The 20,904-nt window shown below is 66.9% G+C and carries 22 protein-coding genes and 1 tRNA gene; 8 read left to right on the forward strand and 15 right to left on the reverse strand.

Annotated features, from left to right (window positions below; all coding sequences use genetic code 11):
- Positions 1–39: 39 nt before the first annotated feature.
- Complete coding sequence (locus tag ABC319_RS05045) at positions 40–813, reverse strand: hypothetical protein (RefSeq protein WP_413069175.1); 774 nt, start codon at positions 811–813, stop codon at positions 40–42.
- A gap of 116 nt (positions 814–929) precedes the next feature.
- Between ABC319_RS05045 and ABC319_RS05050 the strand changes: the two genes are divergently transcribed.
- Complete coding sequence (locus tag ABC319_RS05050) at positions 930–1,904, forward strand: glycosyltransferase family 2 protein (RefSeq protein WP_413069176.1); 975 nt, start codon at positions 930–932, stop codon at positions 1,902–1,904.
- Positions 1,905–1,916: 12 nt separating this feature from the next.
- Here ABC319_RS05050 and ABC319_RS05055 read toward each other — a convergent pair whose 3' ends face one another.
- From ABC319_RS05055 to ABC319_RS05090, 8 genes are all read right to left on the reverse strand, one after another.
- Positions 1,917–2,834, reverse strand: a complete 918-nt coding sequence (locus tag ABC319_RS05055; protein WP_413069177.1) for a glycosyltransferase family 2 protein — start codon at positions 2,832–2,834, stop codon at positions 1,917–1,919.
- Between the two features lie 98 nt (positions 2,835–2,932).
- Positions 2,933–3,934 carry a hypothetical protein gene (locus ABC319_RS05060; protein WP_413069178.1) on the reverse strand — a complete coding sequence of 334 codons (1,002 nt, stop codon included), beginning with the start codon at positions 3,932–3,934 and terminating at the stop codon, positions 2,933–2,935.
- Positions 3,924–5,192: an ATP-dependent Clp protease ATP-binding subunit ClpX gene (clpX, locus tag ABC319_RS05065; protein WP_413069179.1), complete on the reverse strand. Its 1,269-nt coding sequence runs from the start codon at positions 5,190–5,192 to the stop codon at positions 3,924–3,926. Before clpX ends, ABC319_RS05060 begins: the two co-directional genes overlap by 11 nt.
- A gap of 168 nt (positions 5,193–5,360) precedes the next feature.
- Entirely contained in the window at positions 5,361–6,497 is a 1,137-nt protein-coding gene (locus ABC319_RS05070; protein ID WP_413069180.1) for a glycosyltransferase, read from the reverse strand.
- An 82-nt stretch (positions 6,498–6,579) separates the two neighbouring features.
- Positions 6,580–7,263, reverse strand: coding sequence for an ATP-dependent Clp protease proteolytic subunit (locus tag ABC319_RS05075; protein WP_413069181.1), 684 nt, complete (start codon positions 7,261–7,263; stop codon positions 6,580–6,582).
- 56 nt (positions 7,264–7,319) lie between these two features.
- Positions 7,320–8,258 carry a glycosyltransferase family 2 protein gene (locus tag ABC319_RS05080; RefSeq protein ID WP_413069182.1) on the reverse strand — a complete coding sequence of 313 codons (939 nt, stop codon included), beginning with the start codon at positions 8,256–8,258 and terminating at the stop codon, positions 7,320–7,322.
- Between the two features lie 133 nt (positions 8,259–8,391).
- Positions 8,392–10,092, reverse strand: coding sequence for a trigger factor (gene tig / locus ABC319_RS05085; RefSeq protein WP_413069183.1), 1,701 nt, complete (start codon positions 10,090–10,092; stop codon positions 8,392–8,394).
- A 59-nt stretch (positions 10,093–10,151) separates the two neighbouring features.
- Positions 10,152–10,236: transfer RNA gene (locus tag ABC319_RS05090), tRNA-Leu, on the reverse strand.
- Positions 10,237–10,347: 111 nt separating this feature from the next.
- Between ABC319_RS05090 and ABC319_RS05095 the strand changes: the two genes are divergently transcribed.
- Both ABC319_RS05095 and ABC319_RS05100 read left to right on the forward strand, forming a co-directional pair.
- Entirely contained in the window at positions 10,348–10,509 is a 162-nt protein-coding gene (locus ABC319_RS05095) for a hypothetical protein (protein WP_413069184.1), read from the forward strand.
- Positions 10,510–10,512: 3 nt separating this feature from the next.
- Positions 10,513–10,764 carry a hypothetical protein gene (locus tag ABC319_RS05100; RefSeq protein ID WP_413069185.1) on the forward strand — a complete coding sequence of 84 codons (252 nt, stop codon included), beginning with the start codon at positions 10,513–10,515 and terminating at the stop codon, positions 10,762–10,764.
- A gap of 6 nt (positions 10,765–10,770) precedes the next feature.
- On the opposite strand, the gene ABC319_RS05105 is transcribed toward ABC319_RS05100, so the two are convergent.
- The 4 genes from ABC319_RS05105 to gatC all read right to left on the reverse strand — a co-directional run bounded on the left by ABC319_RS05105 (position 10,771) and on the right by gatC (position 14,807).
- Positions 10,771–11,412 carry a peptidylprolyl isomerase gene (locus ABC319_RS05105; RefSeq protein ID WP_413069186.1) on the reverse strand — a complete coding sequence of 214 codons (642 nt, stop codon included), beginning with the start codon at positions 11,410–11,412 and terminating at the stop codon, positions 10,771–10,773.
- A gap of 27 nt (positions 11,413–11,439) precedes the next feature.
- Positions 11,440–12,909 (reverse strand): Asp-tRNA(Asn)/Glu-tRNA(Gln) amidotransferase subunit GatB, encoded by a 1,470-nt coding sequence (gatB, locus tag ABC319_RS05110; RefSeq protein ID WP_413069187.1) that lies wholly within the window; start codon positions 12,907–12,909, stop codon positions 11,440–11,442.
- A gap of 1 nt (position 12,910) precedes the next feature.
- Positions 12,911–14,395, reverse strand: a complete 1,485-nt coding sequence (gene gatA / locus ABC319_RS05115) for an Asp-tRNA(Asn)/Glu-tRNA(Gln) amidotransferase subunit GatA (protein ID WP_413069188.1) — start codon at positions 14,393–14,395, stop codon at positions 12,911–12,913.
- Positions 14,396–14,504: 109 nt separating this feature from the next.
- A complete protein-coding gene (gene gatC, locus ABC319_RS05120) occupies positions 14,505–14,807 on the reverse strand; it encodes an Asp-tRNA(Asn)/Glu-tRNA(Gln) amidotransferase subunit GatC (RefSeq protein ID WP_413069189.1) in 303 nt (100 codons plus the stop codon).
- An 81-nt stretch (positions 14,808–14,888) separates the two neighbouring features.
- Between gatC and ABC319_RS05125 the strand changes: the two genes are divergently transcribed.
- From ABC319_RS05125 to ABC319_RS05145, 5 genes are read left to right on the forward strand one after another with little or no spacing between them, the layout of a single operon-like run.
- Positions 14,889–15,998 carry a DUF3089 domain-containing protein gene (locus ABC319_RS05125; protein ID WP_413069190.1) on the forward strand — a complete coding sequence of 370 codons (1,110 nt, stop codon included), beginning with the start codon at positions 14,889–14,891 and terminating at the stop codon, positions 15,996–15,998.
- On the forward strand, positions 15,995–16,465 hold the full coding sequence (ruvX, locus tag ABC319_RS05130) for a Holliday junction resolvase RuvX (RefSeq protein WP_413069191.1): 471 nt from the start codon (positions 15,995–15,997) through the stop codon (positions 16,463–16,465). The genes ABC319_RS05125 and ruvX overlap by 4 nt, the downstream gene beginning before the upstream one ends.
- A 23-nt stretch (positions 16,466–16,488) precedes the next feature.
- Positions 16,489–17,070: a hypothetical protein gene (locus ABC319_RS05135; protein WP_413069192.1), complete on the forward strand. Its 582-nt coding sequence runs from the start codon at positions 16,489–16,491 to the stop codon at positions 17,068–17,070.
- A gap of 48 nt (positions 17,071–17,118) precedes the next feature.
- Positions 17,119–18,105 (forward strand): aspartate carbamoyltransferase catalytic subunit, encoded by a 987-nt coding sequence (locus ABC319_RS05140; protein WP_413069193.1) that lies wholly within the window; start codon positions 17,119–17,121, stop codon positions 18,103–18,105.
- Entirely contained in the window at positions 18,102–19,337 is a 1,236-nt protein-coding gene (locus ABC319_RS05145; protein WP_413069194.1) for a dihydroorotase, read from the forward strand. The genes ABC319_RS05140 and ABC319_RS05145 overlap by 4 nt, the downstream gene beginning before the upstream one ends.
- Before the next feature lie 36 nt (positions 19,338–19,373).
- Here the strand turns inward: ABC319_RS05145 and ABC319_RS05150 are convergent, their stop codons facing one another.
- Both ABC319_RS05150 and ABC319_RS05155 read right to left on the reverse strand, forming a co-directional pair.
- On the reverse strand, positions 19,374–20,336 hold the full coding sequence (locus ABC319_RS05150) for a tetratricopeptide repeat protein (RefSeq protein ID WP_413069195.1): 963 nt from the start codon (positions 20,334–20,336) through the stop codon (positions 19,374–19,376).
- Positions 20,333–20,902, reverse strand: coding sequence for a hypothetical protein (locus tag ABC319_RS05155; protein WP_413071619.1), 570 nt, complete (start codon positions 20,900–20,902; stop codon positions 20,333–20,335). Before ABC319_RS05155 ends, ABC319_RS05150 begins: the two co-directional genes overlap by 4 nt.
- Positions 20,903–20,904: the final 2 nt, after the last annotated feature.

The raw sequence follows: 20,904 nt of genomic DNA on the forward strand, positions 1-20,904 counted from the left end.
GAACCATCAATCGGGTTCGCGGATCGTGCCACATCGCACTCAGCCGCGATGCGGCACCTGCCTGTCGCGAGCGGCACCCGCATAGGAGCGAACCGCCAGCATCAAGGGCCGCGCAACCGCTCGCGCCACCCGTTTCAACGCCAGGCTGCCTCGACCCCAATCCTTACCGTCCATGCCGCGTCGACCCGACACTTTGGGATCCACGGCAAAGTAGGTTCGGACCGGAACTCCGACCGATTGCAGGACTTGCGCGGACAAGATCATCTCCGGCGGCAATCGGTTCACATCATCGCGCAGCAGCAAGTAGCGATCACGGAGGATCGCCTCGAAGCCCGCCGACGTCCACATGAACACCCGCATGTCCAGCCATGGCCGTCGACGATTCCAGATGTCGCCAGCGAAATCGACCCCGCGCCCGGCGGCGATCACCGCTGTCAGATTCGAGACCAAGTAGCGGCCAGTGACCTTCACGACCATGCCATCGCGTAGCCCAGGCACATGATCCATGGCATGCTGGATCAGCGCCAACTCACCATAGCCATAGCCATATTCGGGAGGATAGCGAATGCCCTCATATGCAAGCAGTTCGATCGGATAACCCGCTGCAATCTCCTCGAAGACTGCCATGTCGCTCGCCGAATTGTCGACGAGGACGATGCGATCGATGCCTCGACCAATCATTGCGCGGTAGAAGCGCAGGGCTCGCGCATACTCGTCACGGCGGGCTTGGACATCCGCCAGCACGGTCTTCATTCCCCCGGCCGGCGCGATCGTTGCCGTCATGAGCAGGGTTACCGATCGTCCTGCCGTCATTGCCTCATCCCGTCCATCGTCGGCACGGGCCAGCGCGGTACGCCTGCCGTCCGTCGAATTGTTGCTCCCGCCGAACCCGACTGCTAGCAGACCAGCGATCCGGCAAGGGGTAGGTCATGGTTCCGCGCGTATCAATCGCAATGTGCACCTATAACGGCGCGCGACATTTGCGGGAACAGCTGGACAGCTTCGCGGCGCAGACCCGGTGTCCAGACCAATTGGTCGTCTGCGACGATCGGTCGACAGACGACACTGCAGCCGTGATCGAAGCGTTCGCCCGCACCTCGCCGTTTGCCGTCGATCTGTACCGCAACAGTGAGAATTTGGGCTTTGCACACAATTTCGAGAAGGCGGCGTCGCTGTGCTCGGGTGATATCGTCTTCTTCTCCGACCAGGACGATGTCTGGCTGCCGACGAAGATCGCCGCCATGGTCGAGCGCTTCGTGAGCGATCCGCGAGTGGGGCTGGTCTTCTGCGATGCCGATCTTGTCAACGAAGATCTCTCGCGGCGCGACGTGCGCTATTGGCAGAAGCAGGGCTTCACGGAGGCGCTCCAGCACCGGATGGAAAGCGGCCGGGGTGCATCGCTGCTGCTCCGCGATCCCGCGCAGATGGCTGCCGGGGCGACCATGGCGTATGCTGCGCGTTACACACCAGCCATCTTCCCGCTACCCGAAGGCTGGACACACGATGCGTGGATCGCGACGATGGTGGCGGCGCAATCGCGCGTGGCCCTCGTCCGTCAGCCTCTCAACCTTTATCGTCAGCACGAGAGTCAGGTTTACGGCGCTTCTTCGACTCCGGCGACGCGGCGCGAACATGCTCGCCAACGTTCCGGATCGATGGAGCACTTCCTTGCCACGGCAAAGCGATATCAGGCGTTATTGTCGAGGCTGGACGACCTGCCGACGGAGGATCCGCATTTTGGCCGACGGGTCGCGGGCAAGATTGCGCACTGGCGAGCACGGGCGAATATGCGTCGGCTCCCGCGAGTCGCACGGTTGCCCAGCATTGCGTCGGAATTTATCCGCGGCCGCTATGCGCATTATTCGCAAGGCGTACGCAGCGCCGGCATGGACTGCCTATATTGAACCCGGCGTAAGTCAGATCAAAGCGCCTTGAATCAGGCCACGAAGCCGGTTCTCGCCAGTATGCGCGCCGGCAAGCGTACGCAGCTTCGCAATCGGCCCTCCATCCAGAATCGCTGTAAAAATGTGTTGAGCTTCATCCGGCATGATCTCGTCGTACCGGTCACGAAACGCTACCAAGGTGCGCCGCGCCGCCTGCGATTGACGTCGATAGTCAATGATCCGGTCGCGAGGCGCCCGCAGACGCTCGATCCATTTCGCCACACTCCCAGTTCCGGCCTGCGCACCCAAGGTATTGCCACCATGCTGGCGGTAGAGAACCAGTGGCTCCTCGATCCGGCCGACGATCCCGAACGTCACCGCCACAAGCGCCAGCCACCAGTCATGCATCATCACGGCTGAGGGGATCGGCAAGGCAAGGTCCAGCAGGCTGCGATTTACCATCATCGAGCAGCCAGGAATATGATTGCTGACGATGAAATCCTGTAGATGGCAGGCATTGATACTCTTGTGACCAGAAGCGAAGAAACTCCTGTGAATGATCTCCAGGTCCCGATCGACCACATTCAGATCCGAAAAGACCAGCGCCGGTCCGAGTTTTTGGCCTTCCAGGGCGGACAGCAGCGAGGACAATCGGGACAACTTGCCTGGAAGCCAAACATCGTCTTGATCCGCAAGAGCAACGTGGTCTGCCGCCGTCAGGGTCAGCGCGGTATTGAAGTTGCCGATGACGCCCTTGTCACCTTCGTTGGGGAATATTTTCGCCGAAGGCCCTGATCGCCGGCGAAGCAATTCGATCGTCCTATCCGTCGAGCCGTCGTCCGCCACGACTAACGACACATCCGCATAGTCCTGACGATCAAGGGAGTCGAGGAAGGCATCGAGATATGCGGCGCCGTTGAAAGTCGCTAGCGCAACATCGATCTTCATCATTGCCCCCCGGTCGTGCTTGTTGCAGACGATTATCGCCGTGCCCATCTAAAAGCTGACTTGTTCTGCCGTCGCTTCGGCACGCTTACGAGGTGAGCTTCTCAGCGCTCCCGAGCCCATGCCATCAATGCCAGTGGAAGGCCCCGAAGTGCAACGTTGCCAAATGCCAGCATGTTGAAAACACGCGCCATGCGGGTTCGGCGCGTCAACCATCGCGGGTTACCCATGGCCGCCGCATAGCGAACGCTGACCGCGTGGAACAAGGAAAGCTCGAAGAAGATCATCTGCAGATATTTCTGACGCTCTGTTTGACGATCCGGCACCTCATCGAACGACCAGGGCTTGTAGCCGCCGAGCATATGAATGAACGCCACCCGACCGGCTCCGAACACGTGCCCCAGACGCTCGAGCGCATGATAGCCATTAGCGCCACAATGAACGATCATTTCCTTGCCAGCTCGGAAATACTGTACCTGCAGATGTGAATATTGCTTTGAGGCGATCAACGCCCAAAGGACGTCCTGATCTCCCAAAAGGTGGATAGCCCGTTGATCGAGAGGCTGCGTTTGAGCCGTCCGATACGCCTGGGTCTCGAGTGCCGCTCTCCATGCTTGCAACAGGGCACGATGCGTTGAGGTGACACGCACCGATCCCGAATTCACGTGATGAGGGACAAGATTGCCTACTTCAAAGCCCCAGCCCTCCGCGCGCAACCGGCCTCCCTCCGCTTTAATACCCCGAAACTCTTGGCCCACCACGATCGAGTCGGGAGCAAGGCCCTCCAACGCACCAGTCAGATCGCCCGCAACGACGACATCCGTATCAAACCACAGGACCGATGCGCTGTCGGCCAATCCCCACAGCATGACGGTAGGCTTTACATCCCAACCGCGGCCGACGAGTTCGGCGGTCAAACTAACTTCAAGGTTGTCCAGTTCGGCTGCAAGATCCGACACCTCTTCCAGTGGCGTGTACACCCGCATCCGCATCTTCGGCGCATGATACGCCAGCGATCTAGCAAGCAATTCAATCCCGGGAATGGCGGACTTGCGATCTTCGTAGGTCACCACCAGCGGAAGATCAGCCGCACCCCTACGCGGCATCCCCGGCCTGCTTCTTCTTCTCCGCATAGACGCGGATCGGTTCCTTGCGGCCCTCGACCACGTCCTTGTCGATCATCACCTCGTCGACGCCGTCCATACCGGGCAGGTCGAACATGGTGTCGAGCAGGATCGCCTCAAGAATGGAGCGCAGGCCGCGGGCGCCGGTCTTGCGTTCGATCGCCTTCTTGGCGATCGTGACCAGCGCGTCGTCGGTGAAGTCCAGTTCCACCTGCTCCATGTCGAACAGCTTCTGGTACTGCTTGACCAGCGCGTTCTTCGGCTCGGACAGGATCTTGACCAGCGCGGGGATGTCGAGATCCTCGAGCGTGGCGATCACCGGCAGGCGGCCGACGAACTCGGGGATCAGGCCGAACTTCAGCAGATCCTCGGGCTCGGTCGAGCGCAGCACCTCGCCGGTGCGGCGCTCCTCGGGGCTGGCGACATAGGCGCCGAAGCCGATCGACTTGCCCTGCAGGCGATCGCCGATGATCTTCTCGAGCCCGCTGAACGCACCGCCGCAGATGAACAGGATGTTGGTCGTGTCGACCTGGAGGAATTCCTGCTGCGGATGCTTGCGCCCACCCTGCGGCGGCACCGAGGCGGTGGTGCCTTCCATCAGCTTGAGGAGCGCCTGCTGCACGCCTTCGCCCGACACGTCGCGGGTGATCGAGGGATTTTCGGCCTTGCGGCTGATCTTGTCGATCTCGTCGATATAGACGATGCCGCGCTGCGCCCGCTCGACATTGTAGTCGGAGGCCTGAAGCAGCTTCAGGATGATGTTCTCGACGTCCTCACCGACATAGCCTGCCTCGGTCAGCGTGGTCGCGTCGGCCATCGTGAACGGCACGTCGAGGATACGCGCCAGCGTCTGCGCCAGCAGCGTCTTGCCGCAACCGGTCGGGCCGACCAGCAGGATGTTCGACTTGGCGAGCTCGACATCGGCACCCTTGGCGCCGTGGTTCAGCCGCTTGTAGTGATTGTGGACGGCCACCGACAGCACGCGCTTGGCCTGCTTCTGCCCGATGACGTAATCGTCAAGGACGTTGCAGATCTCCTGCGGAGTCGGCACGCCGCCGTCCTTCTTGGACACCAGCGCCGACTTCGTCTCCTCGCGGATGATGTCGTTGCACAGCTCCACGCACTCGTCGCAGATGAAGACCGTCGGTCCGGCGATCAGCTTGCGCACCTCGTGCTGCGACTTGCCGCAGAACGAGCAGTAGAGGGTGCTCTTGGAGTCGCCACCGCTCAGCTTCGTCATTCAGATAACCCTCATTGCCGCCGTGCCGCACGGCAGCTCTCAACGCATGCACGACCGTGAACGGACCGCGCCGGACGACAGATATGGCCTTAGCCAACGCGCTCTACAAGCCGTTACGCACGGGTGCCGCCCCGTCCGGCTCTTCCCGAGGGCCGCCCCCGCAGGCGATCAGCGCCGGCGCCAGGTGAAGAGCGACGACATGGCGTAGTTCCAGACGACACCGACCAGCACGCCGGCGATAGCGGAGAACACCCAGAAGGTCTGTCGTTCGAACAGCCAGTCCGCGATGCCGACGTTCGCCGCCGCGCCGACCCCGCAGACGATGTTGAACGTCAGCCATCCGCGCAGCAGCGCTAGGCCTCGCAGCCGCTGGTCGCGGTACGTCAGCAGGTTGTTGAGGACGAAATTGTTGGTGATCGCCACCAGCGTCGCGATCGACTGGGCCGGAACGAAGCCGAACCCGAGCGCGAGATAGCACATCGACAGGACGATGAAGTGAACGAGCAGGCCGACGCCGCCGACCAGCGCGAAGGCGATGAAGCGCACCGGCACGATCCGGCCGAACGCCTTGTCGAGGATCAGCTGCGCATATTCCCACAGGACCAGCGTATCGAGCTTGCTCTCGCCGTGCTGCCGGGTGCGGAAGGTGTAGGGCACCTCCGCGATCCGCAAGGCGGCCGGCGCGCTGGCGGCGATGTCGAGCAGGATCTTGAACCCGACCGACGACAGCCGCGGCAGCGAGCGTTCGAATGCGGCGCGGGTCAGCATGAAGAAGCCGCTCATCGGATCGCCGATCGGGGTGCGCGTCAGGCTGGTCGCCAGGCGGGTGGCGAGACGGCTGGCGGCGATCCGGCCGCGGCTCCATTCGCCCATGCTGGCACCCTCGGCATAGCGGCTGCCGACGACGAGATCGGCCTGGTCGGCGCGCAGCATGCGCAGCATGACGGGCAGCAGGCGTTCGTCGTGCTGGAGGTCGGCGTCGATCACCGCCACATAGGGCGCCGCGCTGGCCATGATCCCTTCGACGCAGGCCGACGACAGGCCGCGGCGGCGGAAGCGGTGGACGATGCGGACGCGCGGGTCGCGCCGGGCAAGCGCCCTCACCGCGGCTGCGGTACCATCGGGCGAATCGTCGTCGACGAAGACGATCTCCCATCGCTCCCCGGCCAGTGTCGCGGCCACCGCGTCGACCAGCAGCGCGACGTTCCCCACCTCGTTGAAGCTGGGCACGACGATCGCGAGATCCGCGGGGAGGAGAATGCGTGGTGGCGTGGCGGCCGTTTGATGCGGAGCGATCACCTGCATGGCGGTGCTCCTTACGCGACTGGGGCGGAGCAGCGCCAGACGCTGCCCCGCCCTCGTCTTGCGGTCATCCCGACGCGGTCGCTCAGGCGGTCGTGTCGTCGCTGGGCACCGGGCGCTTGTCGAACACCTCGTCGATCAGGCCGAAATTCTTGGCCTCGTCCGACGAGAGGAAGGTGTCGCGGTCCATGCGGCGTTCGATCTCCTCGATCGGCTGACCGGTGTACCTGGCGTACAACTCGTTCATCCGCGCGCGGATACGCAGGATTTCCTTCGCCTGGATCTCGATGTCGGACGCCATGCCCTGCGCGCCGCCCGACGGCTGGTGGATCATGATCCGGGCGTTGGTGAGCGCGACGCGCATCCCGGGCTCGCCCGAGGCGAGCAGGAAGCTGCCCATCGACGCGGCCTGACCGATGCACACGGTGCCGACGCGCGGGCGGATGTACTGCATGGTATCGTGGATCGCCATGCCCGCCGTGACGACGCCGCCCGGCGAGTTGATGTACATGAAGATGTCCTTCTTCGGGTTCTCGGACTCGAGGAAGAGCAACTGGGCGGTGATGAGGCTGGCCATGCCGTCCTCGACCCCGCCGGTGACGAACACGATCCGCTCGCGCAGCAGGCGCGAGAAGATGTCGAACGAACGCTCGCCGCGATTGGACTGTTCGATGACGATGGGGACGAGACCGGCCTGGGTCTGATGCAGGCCGACACCGGCACCCGCCAGCGGGCTCGCGAAATCACCGGTCTCGAATGGATTGTGCATGGGGAACTCTCTGAAGCCCGAAAGAGCCGCCTATGTCGCGCGGCCTGCGGGGGAGTTCAAGCCCTGCCCGATGGCGCCGGCTGCGCCAGATAGGCGAGCCGCCTTACCTCGCGCCGGCCGCGCACCACCGTGTCGAGGATCAGCCCCGCAAAGAAACAGAGCGCAGCGACGATCATCAGCCCCGTGACGAGGATGGCGGTGGGCATCCGCGGGACCAGCCCGGTCTCGACATAGGTGACGACCAGCGGAATGCCGAGCGCGATCGCCGCAAGCGCGAGCGCCAGCGCGACGGCGCCGAAGAACCACAGGGGCCGCTCGAACCGGTAGAGCGTCATGATCGTGTTCAGGATGCGCCAGCCATCGGCGTAGGTGTTGAGCTTCGACGCCGACCCTTCAGGCCGGGCATGATAGGGCGTCTCGATCTCCGCACAGGGCATCTTCAGCTCCAGTGCGTGGACGCTGATCTCGGTCTCGATCTCGAACCCTGCAGATAGCGACGGGAAGCTCTTGACGAAACGGCGCGAGAAGACGCGGTAACCGGACAGGATGTCGGTAAAGCTGCGCCCGAACAGGCGCCCCAGCATGCCCGTCAGCAGCGCGTTGCCGAACCGGTGGCCGCGACGATAGGCCAGATCGACCTGGGTCACGCGGCTGCCGACGATCATGTCGAGCTGCTCGGCGAGCAGATGGTCGACCAGGCGGCGGGCGGACGCCGCGTCATAGGTGGCGTCGCCATCGGCCATGACATAGACGTCGGCATCGACATCGGCGAACATGCGACGGACGACGTTGCCCTTGCCCTGGATCCGTTCGTGGCGAACGATCGCACCGGCCGCTTCAGCGACTTCCACCGTCCGGTCGCGGCTGTTGTTGTCATAGACGTAGACCGTCGCGCCGGGCAGCGCCGCGCGGAACCCGGCCACCGTCTGGGCGATCGCCGCCTCTTCGTTATAGCATGGCAGCAGCACCGCGATGCGCGATTCGTTTCCCGTCATTCGTCATCCCCGGCGTGCGGCAGTGATGGGGCATGCGCGGGCCGCTGGCCAGCCCCGGCGCGCGCAGGCGGCAAAAGGCCGGGGAGAGCGGATGCTCGTCCCCGGCCACTTCACCGCCGCAGCGCGGACACGCTCAACCCTCGGCGGACGCCTTCGGCTTCTTCGCCCGGGGCTTCTTCGCCGGTGCTGCGTCCGCGGCTTGCGCGCCTTTGGACTCCTCGGCCGCTTCCGGCGAGGATTCGAGGACCTGGGTCTCGGCCTCGACCGGTGCACCCTTCTTGGCACGAGCCTTTTTCGGCGCGGCTTCGGGCTCGGCTTCGGCGCCGGCATTGTCGTCCTTGGCCACCGGCTTCTTCCTGGTCGCCTTCTTGGCAGGCGCCGCCTCTACCGGCTCTGCGCTACCGTGATCATGATCATGGTCGTGATCGTGATCGTGCCCGTGATGGTGATGGTCATGATCGTGGTCATGGTCGTGATTGTGGACGTGGGTGCCGGTGGCGAAGCCGTCCTCGCTCTCGATCGCGGCCTCCAGCTCCTCGCGCGTGGTCTCGCGGTCGGTGATCTCGGCCTTGTCGAACAGGAAGTCGACGACCTTGTCCTCGTACAGCGGCGCGCGCAGCTGGGCGGCAGCCATCGGCTCCTGCTGGACGTACTGGATGAAACGCTGGCGATCCTCGGGGCCGTACTGCTGCGCGGCCTGCGCGATCAGGCGGTTCATTTCCTGCGCGGTCACCTCGACGCCGTTGGCCTGCCCGATCTCCGACAGCAGCAGGCCCAGGCGCACGCGACGCTCGGCGATCTTGCGGTAATCGTCACGCTCCGATTCCATCTCCTCGCGCGCCTTGGCGGGATCGGCCTCGTGCGTGGTCTCGTGCTCCAGCTGGGCCCAGATCTGGCCGAACTCGGCCTCGACCATCGACGGCGGCACCGGGAAGTCGTGATCGGAGGCCAGCTGATCGAGCAACTTGCGCTTCATATGGGTGCGGGTCAGGCCGTTATGCTCCTGCTCGATCTGACCCTTGATCAGACCGCGCAGCTGCTCGAGGCTTTCGAGACCGAGATTCTTGGCCATGTCGTCATCGATCTTGGTCTCGCCGGCGGTCTTCACCGACTTGACGACCAGATCGAAGGTGGCGGGCTGGCCGGCCAGTTCCTTGGCCTGATACTCCGCCGGGAAGGTGACGGCGATCTGCTTCTCCTCGCCGGCCTTCACGCCGACCAGCTGGTCCTCGAAGCCAGGGATCAGGCGGCCCGAGCCGATCTCGACACCCATGTCGGTGCCGGTACCACCCTCGAACGCGACGCCGTCCGCGGTCTTGCCGACGAAATCGACGGTGACGAGGTCGCCCTGCCCGGCCGCCTTGTCGCCGGCATCGTCCCAGCTCTTCTGGCCTTCAGCGAACTTGCCGATCTGCTCGTCGATCGCGGCATCGGCGACCGGGACGGTCAGCCGCTCCAGCTTCAGCCCGTCGATCGCGGGGGCGGGCACGTCGGGCAGCACTTCCAGTGCGACCTTCACCTCGGCATCCTTGCCGCGCTCATAACCGTCGGCCAGCTCGACCGAAGGCTGCATCGCGGGGCGCAGCTTCTTGTCGGTGACGAGGTCCTGGATACCCTGCTGGATGGCGCTGTTCAGCGCGTCCTGCGCCAGCGATTCGCCGTGCATCTTGCGCACCAGATTGGCGGGCACCTTGCCGGGGCGGAAACCGGGCATGCGCACCTGCGGGGCGACGCGCTTCACCTCGGCATCGACCTTGGCATCGATATCCTTGGCGGTGATGGTGAGCGTGTAGGCGCGCTTCAGCCCCTCGTTCAGCGTCTCGACAGTCTGCATTGCTGGCCTTCGATCTGGAGAAATTTCTTGTCGGCACCCCGCCTTGCGCAGGGCGGGACTGGTGCGGGCGAAGGGACTCGAACCCCCACATCTTGCGATGGCAGGACCTAAACCTGCTGCGTCTACCAGTTCCGCCACGCCCGCAACTTGGACCCGCCGTTGGGCGCGCGTCTATACCAGCCAGGCCCGCACTAGCAAGCAGAGAGGCAACCAGCGTGCGACCCGGGACGTTGACCACGCGAAGGAGAGACCATCATGGCGACCCAGCCTCCCCCCGAAAGCCCGATCCCCGACAGCCAGCCGGTGCAGCCGACCGCCCCGCCACCCGAGATAACGCCGCCCGCGCCCGATATCGACCAGCCCTCTCCCGGAACGCCGATCGGCGATCCCGGCACCAGCCAGCCGGCGGAGATCTGAGGCATGGCGGACGAGATCGATCGCAATGCCGACACGCTGCCGGAGAACCATGCCGGCACTGATCCGAATACTCCGCCCGAGCGCCGCGACGACGATGCGCGGAGCGACATCGAACAGGCGGTGCAGGCGCGATCCGATGCCGTGGAGCGCGGCGAAGGCGGCACCGAGCCGGAGACGTTCACGAAAACCGGTCAATTCGACGGCAATTCCGGCACCGGTGGCGAGGTGAAGAACCAGGACCTGACGCAGCAGTGATCCCGTTCAGCGCGCGGGGGTGAGCCGCCGCGCGCTGACGATCCGGACCCGCGCCACCGGTACCTCTCCCCTGAATGCCCCGCGCACCGTGGCATTGGGCGAGACCGGCGCGTCGAAGATAGCCATGACCACCTCCATCCCCTCGACGATGCGCCCGAACGCGGCGTATCCCTGATTGTCGCCGGGCTTTGTCGGATCCGCATCGAACGACGGCTGATCGCCGACCGACACGGTGAATTCGCCGCGTGCCGTGCCCGGCGCCAGCCGCGCCGTCGACAGCGTTCCATCGAGGTGTTTCAGACCCGTGGCGCTTGTCGGCTCATGCCGGATCGGCGGCAGCGAGCGTTTCGGATCGCCGTTCGATCCGAACTGCACGAAGCCGAAATGGTCGGCGACCTTCACGACGCGGTAGAAGTCGGTGCCGTCGAGCCGCTTCTGGTCGACATAACGCAGGAAGTTGCCGGCGCTGACCGGCGCATGCTTGGTATCCGCCTCGACCACGAAGCGGCCCTTGTCGGTGACGATCGCCACCCGCGGCAGGTCGGAGGCGGTCGGTGCGGGCGTCGGCACCGGGACGGGAGCCGATCCCGGCACCTGCGCGATCGACGGCCCCGCGAGCATCAGCGCCGCCACCATCATCAGCTTCATCGAACGCCCCTCCGCCTTCCTGCCGCGTCAGCCGGCCAGCATCGCCTTCAGCCGGTCGTTCACTACGCCCGGGTTCGCCTTGCCGCCCATCGCCTTCATCGTCTGACCGACGAAGAAGCCGAACAGCGCCTCCTTGCCGCCGCGGTACTGGGCGAGCTGGTTGGGGTTGCGGGCGATGACGTCGGCGATGACGGCATCGATCGCGCCCGTATCGCTGGTCTGCTTCAGCCCGCGGTCGTCGACGATCTTCGCCGGCGCCTCGCCCGTCTCCAGCATCACCTCGAACACCTGCTTGGCGAGGCTGCCCGACAGCGTACCGTCGGCGACGAGTGCGAGCAATTCCGCGGCATGCGCGGGGCTGACGGGTGACTCCTCGATGCTCCGGCCGAGCCGGTTGAGCGCGCCGAACAGTTCCGACGATACCCAGTTGGCCGCCTGTGCGGCCGGGGCACCGGCCTCCAGCAGCGTATCGAACCAGCGGGCCGTCTCGACCTCCGCCGTCAGCACACCGGCCTGATAGGGCGAAACCCCCGCCCCTTCATACCGCCGGCGTTTGGCATCGGGCAGTTCGGGCAGCGAGGCGCGGCAATCGGCCAGGAACTCGTCGTCCAGTTCGAGCGGCAACAGATCGGGATCGGGGAAGTAGCGATAATCGTGCGCATCCTCCTTCGATCGCATCGACCGCGTCTCGTTGCGATCGGGGTCGTAGAGGCGCGTTTCCTGGGCAATGCGTCCGCCGGATTCCAGCAGCTCGACCTGACGCCGCGCCTCCTGCTCGACCACGTTCATGACGAAGCGGACCGAGTTGACGTTCTTCGTCTCGGTACGGGTGCCGAGCGGCTCGCCGGGCTTGCGCACGCTGACGTTGACGTCGGCGCGCATCGATCCCTCTTCCATGTTGCCATCGCACGAGCCGACATAGCGCAGGATCGCGCGCAGCTTGCGCAGATAGGCACCCGCCTCCGCCGGCGAGGCCATGTCGGGACGGCTGACGATCTCCATCAGCGCGACGCCGGAGCGATTCAGGTCGACATAGGAGCGGGTCGGATGCTGGTCGTGCATCAGCTTGCCGGCGTCCTGCTCGACATGGATGCGCTCCACCCCGATCCGCTTGGTCGCGGCATCGGGGTTCTTCTCGTCGAGCGCGATCTCGATCGCGCCCTCGCCGACCAGCGGGTGGTAGAGCTGGCTGATCTGGTAACCCTGTGGCAGATCGGCGTAGAAGTAATTCTTGCGATCGAACCGCGACCATTTGTTGATCTGCGCCTCGATCGCCATGCCGGTGCGCACCGCCTGACGGATGCACTCGCGGTTCGGCACCGGCAGCATGCCGGGCATCGCCGCATCGACCAGGCTGACCTGCGTATTCGGCTCCGCCCCGAACGCGGTTGCCGAGCCGGAGAACAGCTTGGCGTTGGAGGTTACCTGGGCATGGACCTCGAGGCCGATCACGACCTCCCACTCGCCCGTGTCGCCCTGGATACGATAGTCGGTCATCTTACCACCATGCCTCTGGCCGTGCCGTGAAGCCGGCGCGTTCCTCGATCGCCAGTCCGGCGTTCAGCACGCCCTGCTCGTCCAGCGGTTTGCCGATGATCTGGAGGCCGAGCGGCAGGCCGGTGCCGTCGAGCCCGCCCGGCACGCTCATCGCGGGCAGGCCGGCGAGCGACGAGGGCACGGTGAAGACGTCGTTCAGATACATCGCGATCGGATCGGCCGACTTCTCGCCCAGCGCGAACGCGGCGGAGGGCGCGGTGGGTGCCAGGAGGATGTCGCACTGCTCCCACGCCCGTTCGAAATCACGGGCGATCAGCGCGCGGACCTTCTGCGCCTGGGTGTAGTAGGCGTCGTAGAAGCCGGCCGACAGGACATAGGTGCCGATCATGATCCGGCGCTTCACCTCCGCGCCGAAGCCATCGGCGCGGGTCGCGGCGTACATGTCCTGCAGCCCCGCGCCATCCGGAAGGTCGCGCAGGCCGTAGCGAACGCCGTCGTAACGGGCGAGGTTCGACGACGCTTCCGCCGGCGCAATGATGTAATAGGCGGGCAGCGCGTATTTCGTATGAGGCAGCGAGACCTCGACGATCTCTGCACCCGCATCGCGCAGCCAGTCGATACCCTGCTGCCACAGTGTCTCGATCTCCGCGGGCATGCCGTCGACGCGGTATTCGCGGGGAATACCCACGCGTTTGCCCTTCAGGTCGCCGGACAGGTTCGCTTCCCACTCGGGCACATCGAGCTGGAGCGAGGTCGCGTCCTTGGCATCGAAGCCGGCCATCGCCTGGAGCATGATCGCGCAGTCGCGCACGTCGCGCGCCATCGGCCCGGCCTGGTCCAAGCTGGAGGCGAAGGCGATCGTGCCCCAACGCGAACAGCGGCCATAAGTGGGCTTGATGCCGCTGATGCCGGTGAAGGCGGCGGGCTGGCGGATCGAGCCGCCGGTATCGGTGCCGGTCGCGCCCGGACAGAGCCGCGCGGATACAGCCGACGACGATCCGCCCGACGATCCGCCGGGTGCCAGCGGGGCATTGCCGCCATCGTTGCGGCGCCAGGGCGAGATGACGTTGCCGAACGCCGACGTCTCGTTCGACGAGCCCATCGCGAACTGGTCCATGTTCAGCTTGCCGAGCATGCCGGCGCCGGCATCCCACAGGTTCTGCGAGACGGTGGATTCGTACGGGGGCGTGAAGCCGGCGAGGATCTCGCTGGCCGCGGTGGTCGGCACGCCGTTCGTGCAGAACAGGTCCTTCATGCCGATCGGCACGCCGGCAAGCGGCTTGGGCGCTTCGCCGGCCGCACGGGCCGCATCGGCGGCATCGGCCGCGGCGAGCGCGTGGTCGGGCGTCTCGACGAGGAAGGCGTTGAGCGACTTGGCGGCGGCGACGCGGGCATTGAACGCCTCGGCCACGTCGCGCGCGGAGAAGGTGCCGGCGCGGACGCCATCGCGGATGGCGGCGATGCCGAGATCGGTCAGTTCGGTCATGCTACAACACTTTCGTCATCCCGGCGCAGGCCGGGATCTCGTGCCGCGAGGGCACGATCGACAACGGGGAGACCCCGGCCGTCGCCGGGGTGACGGCAAGGGGAGGCGCTCACTCGATCACCTTCGGCACCGTGAAGAACCCGTGTTCCGCCTGCGGCGCATTGGTCATCAGCTTGTCGCGAATGCCGCCACCGGTCAGCGGGTCGGCATCGATCACGTCGTCGCGCAGCCGCAGCGTGTTGGGGATCACCGCGGTCATCGGCTCGATCCCGGTCGTATCGACCTCGCCGAGCTGCTCGATCCAGTGGAGGATGTTGCCGAGTTCGGGCGCCAGCCGGGCGGCGTCCTCCTCGGTGATGGCGATCCGGGCGAGGCTCGCGATCTTCTTGACGGTTTGGGTGTCGACGGACATGCCGCGCGGCTAGCATCCGACTTCGCCCGCGCGCAACGATTTTGCGGTCCCGCGGCGAAGCGAACAGTCCGGAGTAGATGGTTGGCCCGCAAGTTTCTCTATGTCATGGCGGCATTGATCGTGCTCGCGATCGCTGGAGCGTTCGCCTATCGCTTCTATGGCAACGACCTGATCCGCATGGCGCTGGTGCCCGGCGAGGAGTTCCGCGCGCAGCCAAAGGCGGAGAGCCACGTCTACGACGATCCGCGGCTGTGGCTGGCACGGCCGGACAAGCCGGGCAACCCGGCGCTGTGGGTGCCGGCGGGCTACACGCCCGGCCCCGCGGGCAAGGGTGCGGCGATCTTTTTCATCCACCCCACCTCGTACGTCAGCCGCGACCACTGGAACGCGCCGATCAACGATCCCGAGACCAACGACCGGGCCGCCTTGTTCCTGCGCGGCCAGGCGAGCGCGTTCAACTCCGTCGGCGACATCTGGGCGCCCCGCTACCGCCAGGCGACGTTCGGCGCGTTCCTGACCAGCGCCGAGGATGCCGAGCGGGCGTTGCAGGCGGCGTACCGCGATATCGAGGCGGCGTTCGCCAGCTTCCTGCGCCAGGTCGGGCCGCGGCGGCCGATCATCCTGGCCGGGCACAGCCAGGGCGGGCTGCACCTCACCTGGCTGCTGCGCGACAAGGTGGCGACCGATCCCCGGCTCGCGCGGCGGATCGTGGCGGCGTACGTGGTGGGCTGGCCGGTATCGCGCACCGCCGACCTGCCGAAGATGGGGCTGCCGGAATGCCGGGCGCCGGGGCAGACCCGCTGCATCCTGTCGTGGCAGACCTTTGCCGAGCCGGCCGATCCGTCGCTGATCGTCGACACTTACGACACGACGCGCGGCTTCGACGGCCAGCCGCGGCGCGAGACGCCGATGGTATGCACCAACCCGCTGACCGGCACCGCCGACGCGTCGGCACCGGCGACCGCGAACCTGGGCACGCTCTATCCCTCGGCGGACCTGTCCACTGCCGAGATCACCGCCGGGCGGGTGCCGGCGCGGTGCGAAGGGCGCGGGTTCCTGCTGATCGGCGAGGGGCCGGACGTCGGCCCCTATGTGCTGCCGGGCAACAACTACCACGTCTATGACTACAGCCTCTTCTGGGCGAACGTGCGGGCGGATGCGGAGCGCCGGCTGGCGGCGTTCCGGCGGTGACGCTGGTCACCACCGACGCCGCGACCTTTCGCGCGGCCCTGCCGGCGGGGGGACGGCTGATCGGGCTGGACGTGGGCACCAAGACGATCGGGACCGCGCTGTGCGACGCCGGCTGGAGCTTCGCGAGCCCGGCGACGCTGATCCGCCGCACCAAGTTCGCCAAGGACAAGCTGCTGCTGGACCAGATCGCCACGGCGCAGCAGGTGAAGGGTGTCGTCGTCGGCCTGCCCCTGAACCTTGATGGCAGCGAGAGCCCGCGCAGCCAGTCGTCCCGCTCCTTCGCGCGGCTGGTCGCCGACCTGGGCCCGGTGCTGCTGTGGGACGAGCGCTGGTCGACCGTCGCGGTCGAGCGGGTGATGATCGAACAGGACATGAGCCGCGCCAGGCGGGCCGAGCGGATCGACAACCTGGCCGCCGCGCACATCCTGCAGGCGGCGATCGACGCGCTGGTGGCAACGCATCTTTAACAAGGCGCCTGCAAAATGGCGCCATGGCCGTAAACCTCTTCGAAGAAATCGTCCGCTCCGCCGTTCAGGCGCAGGGTTATCTCACCATCGAGAATGTCTGCTACCGTCGGCATGAGAACGCGAAAGGAGTTGTCGGAACCTCCGATGCCCATATCGCCAGCGACATCGATCTGATCGCCATCGCTCCTCATCGGCAGGGGCATCGGCGGGTTCTAGCGGTAAACATCAAGGGAGGTCGTGAGGAGTTGCGGCTACCAACTGCCAGAGATCGAATCCTCAACCGCAGCACTGCATGTGTTGCGGGATCACCTGCGAAATCTGGCTATCGGGAATTAGTAGATCCAGATTGGCGAGCGGCGTTCAAGCATGCCGTCCATGGCGCAACTCGCGAATCCGTGTTCACGCACGTCACGGTCTGCAAGCGGATCAGCGGCGATCGCCGTTTGTGGACCGAGGAGCCCGAGTTTCGCCTGCTGACGCCCCATCTGTTGCTGTGCGATGTCGAAGATTTGCTTCGCTGGATTGGCCGGCGGCAAGACCGACTGTTCGCCAACAGCACCGCAATTCATTTGAGCGATCTTGCAAGCGCGGTGCGGGCGGCCTGATCCCACGGGGTTGATGATCGGCGACCCGCCCGCTACCCCGCACCTCCGATGCCACAGTCCGACCACCGCCCCGCCGCCATGATCGCGGGCGGCGCCGTTTTCCCGCATCGTCACCTGACCGGGATCGACGGGCTGCAGCCGCACGAGATCGCCTTCCTCCTCGACGAGGCAGAAGTGTGGGTGGAAGCGAACCGCACCCATGCACGCGGAACGGCACCGCTCGCCGGGCTGACCCAGATCAACGCCTTCTTCGAGAACAGCACGCGGACGCTGCTGTCGTTCGAGATCGCCGGCAAACGGCTGGGTGCCGACGTCGTCAACATGCATGCCGCGCAAAGCTCGGTGAAGAAGGGCGAGACCCTGATCGACACTGCGCAGACGCTGAACGCGATGCGCGCCGACGTGCTGGTGATCCGCCACATGGCGTCGGGCGCGGTGAAGCTGATCGCGGACAAGGTCGACTGCGCGGTGCTGAACGCCGGCGACGGGCGACACGAGCATCCCACCCAGGCGCTGCTCGACGCCCTGACGATCCGGCGGCGGCGCGGCGCCATCGCGGGACAACGGGTAGTGATCTGCGGCGACGTGCTGCACAGCCGGGTCGCCCGGTCGAACATCCTGTCGCTGACCGCGCTGGCCGCCGAGGTGCGGGTCTGCGCGCCCTCCACGCTGATGCCGCCCGCGATCGAGCGGATGGGGGTGACCCCGTTGACAGACTTCGATGCCGCACTGGAAGGCGCCGACGTGGTGATGATGCTGCGTTTGCAGAACGAGCGGATGGAGGGGGCACTGGTCCCCTCCCCGCGCGAATACCGGTTGCGATACGGCCTGACAGCGGAACGGCTGGCGCGGGCGGTGCCGGGCGCGCTGGTGATGCATCCCGGCCCGATGAACCGGGGGGTCGAGATCGATTCGGCCGTGGCGGACGGCGCCCAGTCGGCGATCACCGAACAGGTGGCGATGGGTGTCGCAGTACGGATGGCGTGCCTCGACGTACTGACCCGGCGTGCCCGCGGCGTGGAGGGCTGGGCATGACGCTCGCGATCGTCAATGCGCGGCTGGTGGGGGCGGAGACGGTCGAGGCCGGCACGCTGCTGGTGCGCGACGGGACGATCGCGGCGACCGGGACGGTCGACGTGCCGCAGGATGCGACCGTGGTCGACGCCGCCGGCAAGCTGCTGGCACCGGCGATCGTCGATCTGGGCGTGTTCGCGGTGGACGGCGAGGCGTGTCGCCGCGGCGGGATCGTGCGAATCGGACTGATGCCCGACCAGTCGCCGGTGCTCGACGAGCCGGGCATGGTCCAGCGGGCGGCATTGGTGGGCAAGCCCGACCTGTGGATCCACCCGCTCGCCGCCGCCACGCGCAAGCTGGCGGGACAAGATCTGGCCGAGATCGCGTTCTGCCGACAGGCGGGTGCGCGGGCAGTGGCGACCGGGCGCGGCTGGATCGCCGATGCCGCGGTGATGGCACGCACGCTGGCCTATGCCCACGATCTGGGGCTGGCGGTGGTGAGCCATGCCGAGGACGGCGGCATGACCGCGGGGGCGGTCGCGACCGCGGGCGAGACGGCGACGCGGCTGGGCCTGCCCGCGGCGCCGGCGATCGCGGAGGCGCTGGCGGTAGCGCGCGACCTGATGCTGGCGGAGGAGACCGGTGCGCGGCTGCATGTCCGTCAGGTGACGACGGCGGCGGCACTCGATCTGGTGCGCGCGGCGAAGCGTCGCGGCGTGCGGGTCACCTGCGGGATCACGCCCGCCCATCTGCTGCTGTCCGACATCGCGATGAGCGATTTCCGCACCTTCGCCCATCTGTCGCCACCGCTGCGCGGCGAGGCGGACCGGCGCGCCTGCCTGGCGGCGGTGGCGGACGGGACGATCGACGTCATCGGATCCGGCCACGATCCGCAAGGTCCGGAGGCGAAGCGCCTGCCGTTCAGCGACTCGGCACCCGGCATGGCGGGGGCGGAGACGTTGCTGCCGCTGGCGCTGACGCTGGTGCGTGACGGCATCGTGACGCTGCCGCGGCTGTTCGCGCTGCTGGCCACCAACCCGGCGGCGGTGCTGGGGCTAGACGCCGGGCGGCTGGCCACGGGGTACCCCGCCGACCTGCTGCTGTTCGACCAGCATGCGCCGTGGCAGATCGAGGGCGAGCGCTTCGCCTCGGCCGGCAACACGCCTTTCGACGGCATGCCGGTGCAGGGCCGCGCGCTGCGGGTGTGGAAGGGCGGGCGCGAGCTGCCCGGGATAACCGGGCGCCCCGCGTAGGGTGGTGCCGGCTCCGCGAGCCGGCTGTCGGCCAACCTAGCGCGCGGGACGATCGGCGAAGGCGACGGACACCGGCTTGCGTGCAGCCGCGACCCTGGCGCGCTTGCCCGGAACCGCTGCGTGGTCGACGACGGGCAGGCGCTGCACCACCTCCTGCCGCGGGCCGAACACGATCTTCACGGCGCGCGGGGCGGGCGGCGGCACGTCCTGCACCACGACTGCCGCCGCGGCGACCTGTGGCGCCGGGACGGCCGGCGCAGGGGATGTCAGGGCGAGTGCAGTCGGTTGACCCATGTCGGTCGCCGCCGGCTGTACCCCCAGCAATACCGCGACCTGCGACCGGGCGCTGCGCGGCTGCGCGAAGGCGACCCAGTCGAGCATGCGCTGGTCGAGATCGGCCGGCGACACGTCCACCGCCGCGACCGCGCGTGCCATCTGCCACTGGCCTGCCAGCGCCAGGCTGAGCGCCAGGTTCTGGCGGGTGCGGGCGGTGGCGCCGGGCTTGCGGATCGTGTCCATTAACAGGGCGACGCCCCGCGCCGGATCGCCGGTCAGCGCCAGGGCAAGGCCCAGATCGGCTGGCGCAATGATCGCCGCATGGGTGTTCAGCGTGCCACGCGCACCCAGCCAGTCGTCGCAGGCGAGTTGCGTCAGCGCGAGGTTCAGCGCCGCCCGGGCGTTGCCGCCGTCGAGCCGCAGCACGTCGCCGAACGCCTCCCGCGCGGCGGCGAAGCGGCCGGCCGCAAGGTAGCTCTGCGCCAGCAACATGCGGTAATCGGCCCGTGCCGGCGCCGCCTGTACCGCTGCCTCGGCGAAGGTCACGGCGGCAGGGTCATGCCGGGCGAGCGCCTTGGTCGCCTGACGCGCATAGGCGGTATCCTTCACCGCGCGGGTGCCGGCGGCGGCGACGCCGCCGGGGCCGGTCATGGCGCACCCGGCGGTGAGGCTGCCGAGCAATGCCGCGGACAGGGCGAGCGAGAGGAGCGAACGCGTGGTCATCGACGACGACTCCGGGTGGCCGGCGCCGGCAGCTGGGTCGCCAGCTGCTCGACGGTCGGCATGGTTTCGAGGAAACGGTCCAGCGCCTCGACGACCAGCGCCTGCGCCGACCGGTCGTTCACCGCGCTGGCCAGCCGCAGCCGCAGATGGCGGTCGCCGTCCAGCCGCAGCGTGAAGGCGGCCTTGCCCTTGGCGGTCTGCGCCGCGCTCTCGCGGCCGATCCGGGCGGCGGTGGCGAGCGAGACGCCGCGCGGCTTGCGGGCGGGCGGTGGGGCCGGCTCCACCGGCACCGTCTCGACCTGCTCGCGCAGCGCGGCGCGCTGGGTGAGGACCGGCGGCACCTCCGCATCGGCCGTGGTCAGCGGCGTCAGCTTGGCGACGGCGATCGTCGGGCGATCGTCCCAGCCCATGTCGTTCCAGCCGAGGTCGTCCAGCGCCGCGGTGGCGACGACGGTCGCCGGCTGCATGTCGGCGAAACCCTGCGGGCGCATGGCCGGCCGTGCCTGACCCTTGCGGGCGAGCAGGCCGGAGCTGAGCGAGGCGAGCGGCTTGGCGGTTCCGAGCATCG

The organism is Sphingomonas phoenicis (assembly GCF_047238005.1).
Lineage (GTDB): Bacteria > Pseudomonadota > Alphaproteobacteria > Sphingomonadales > Sphingomonadaceae > Sphingomonas.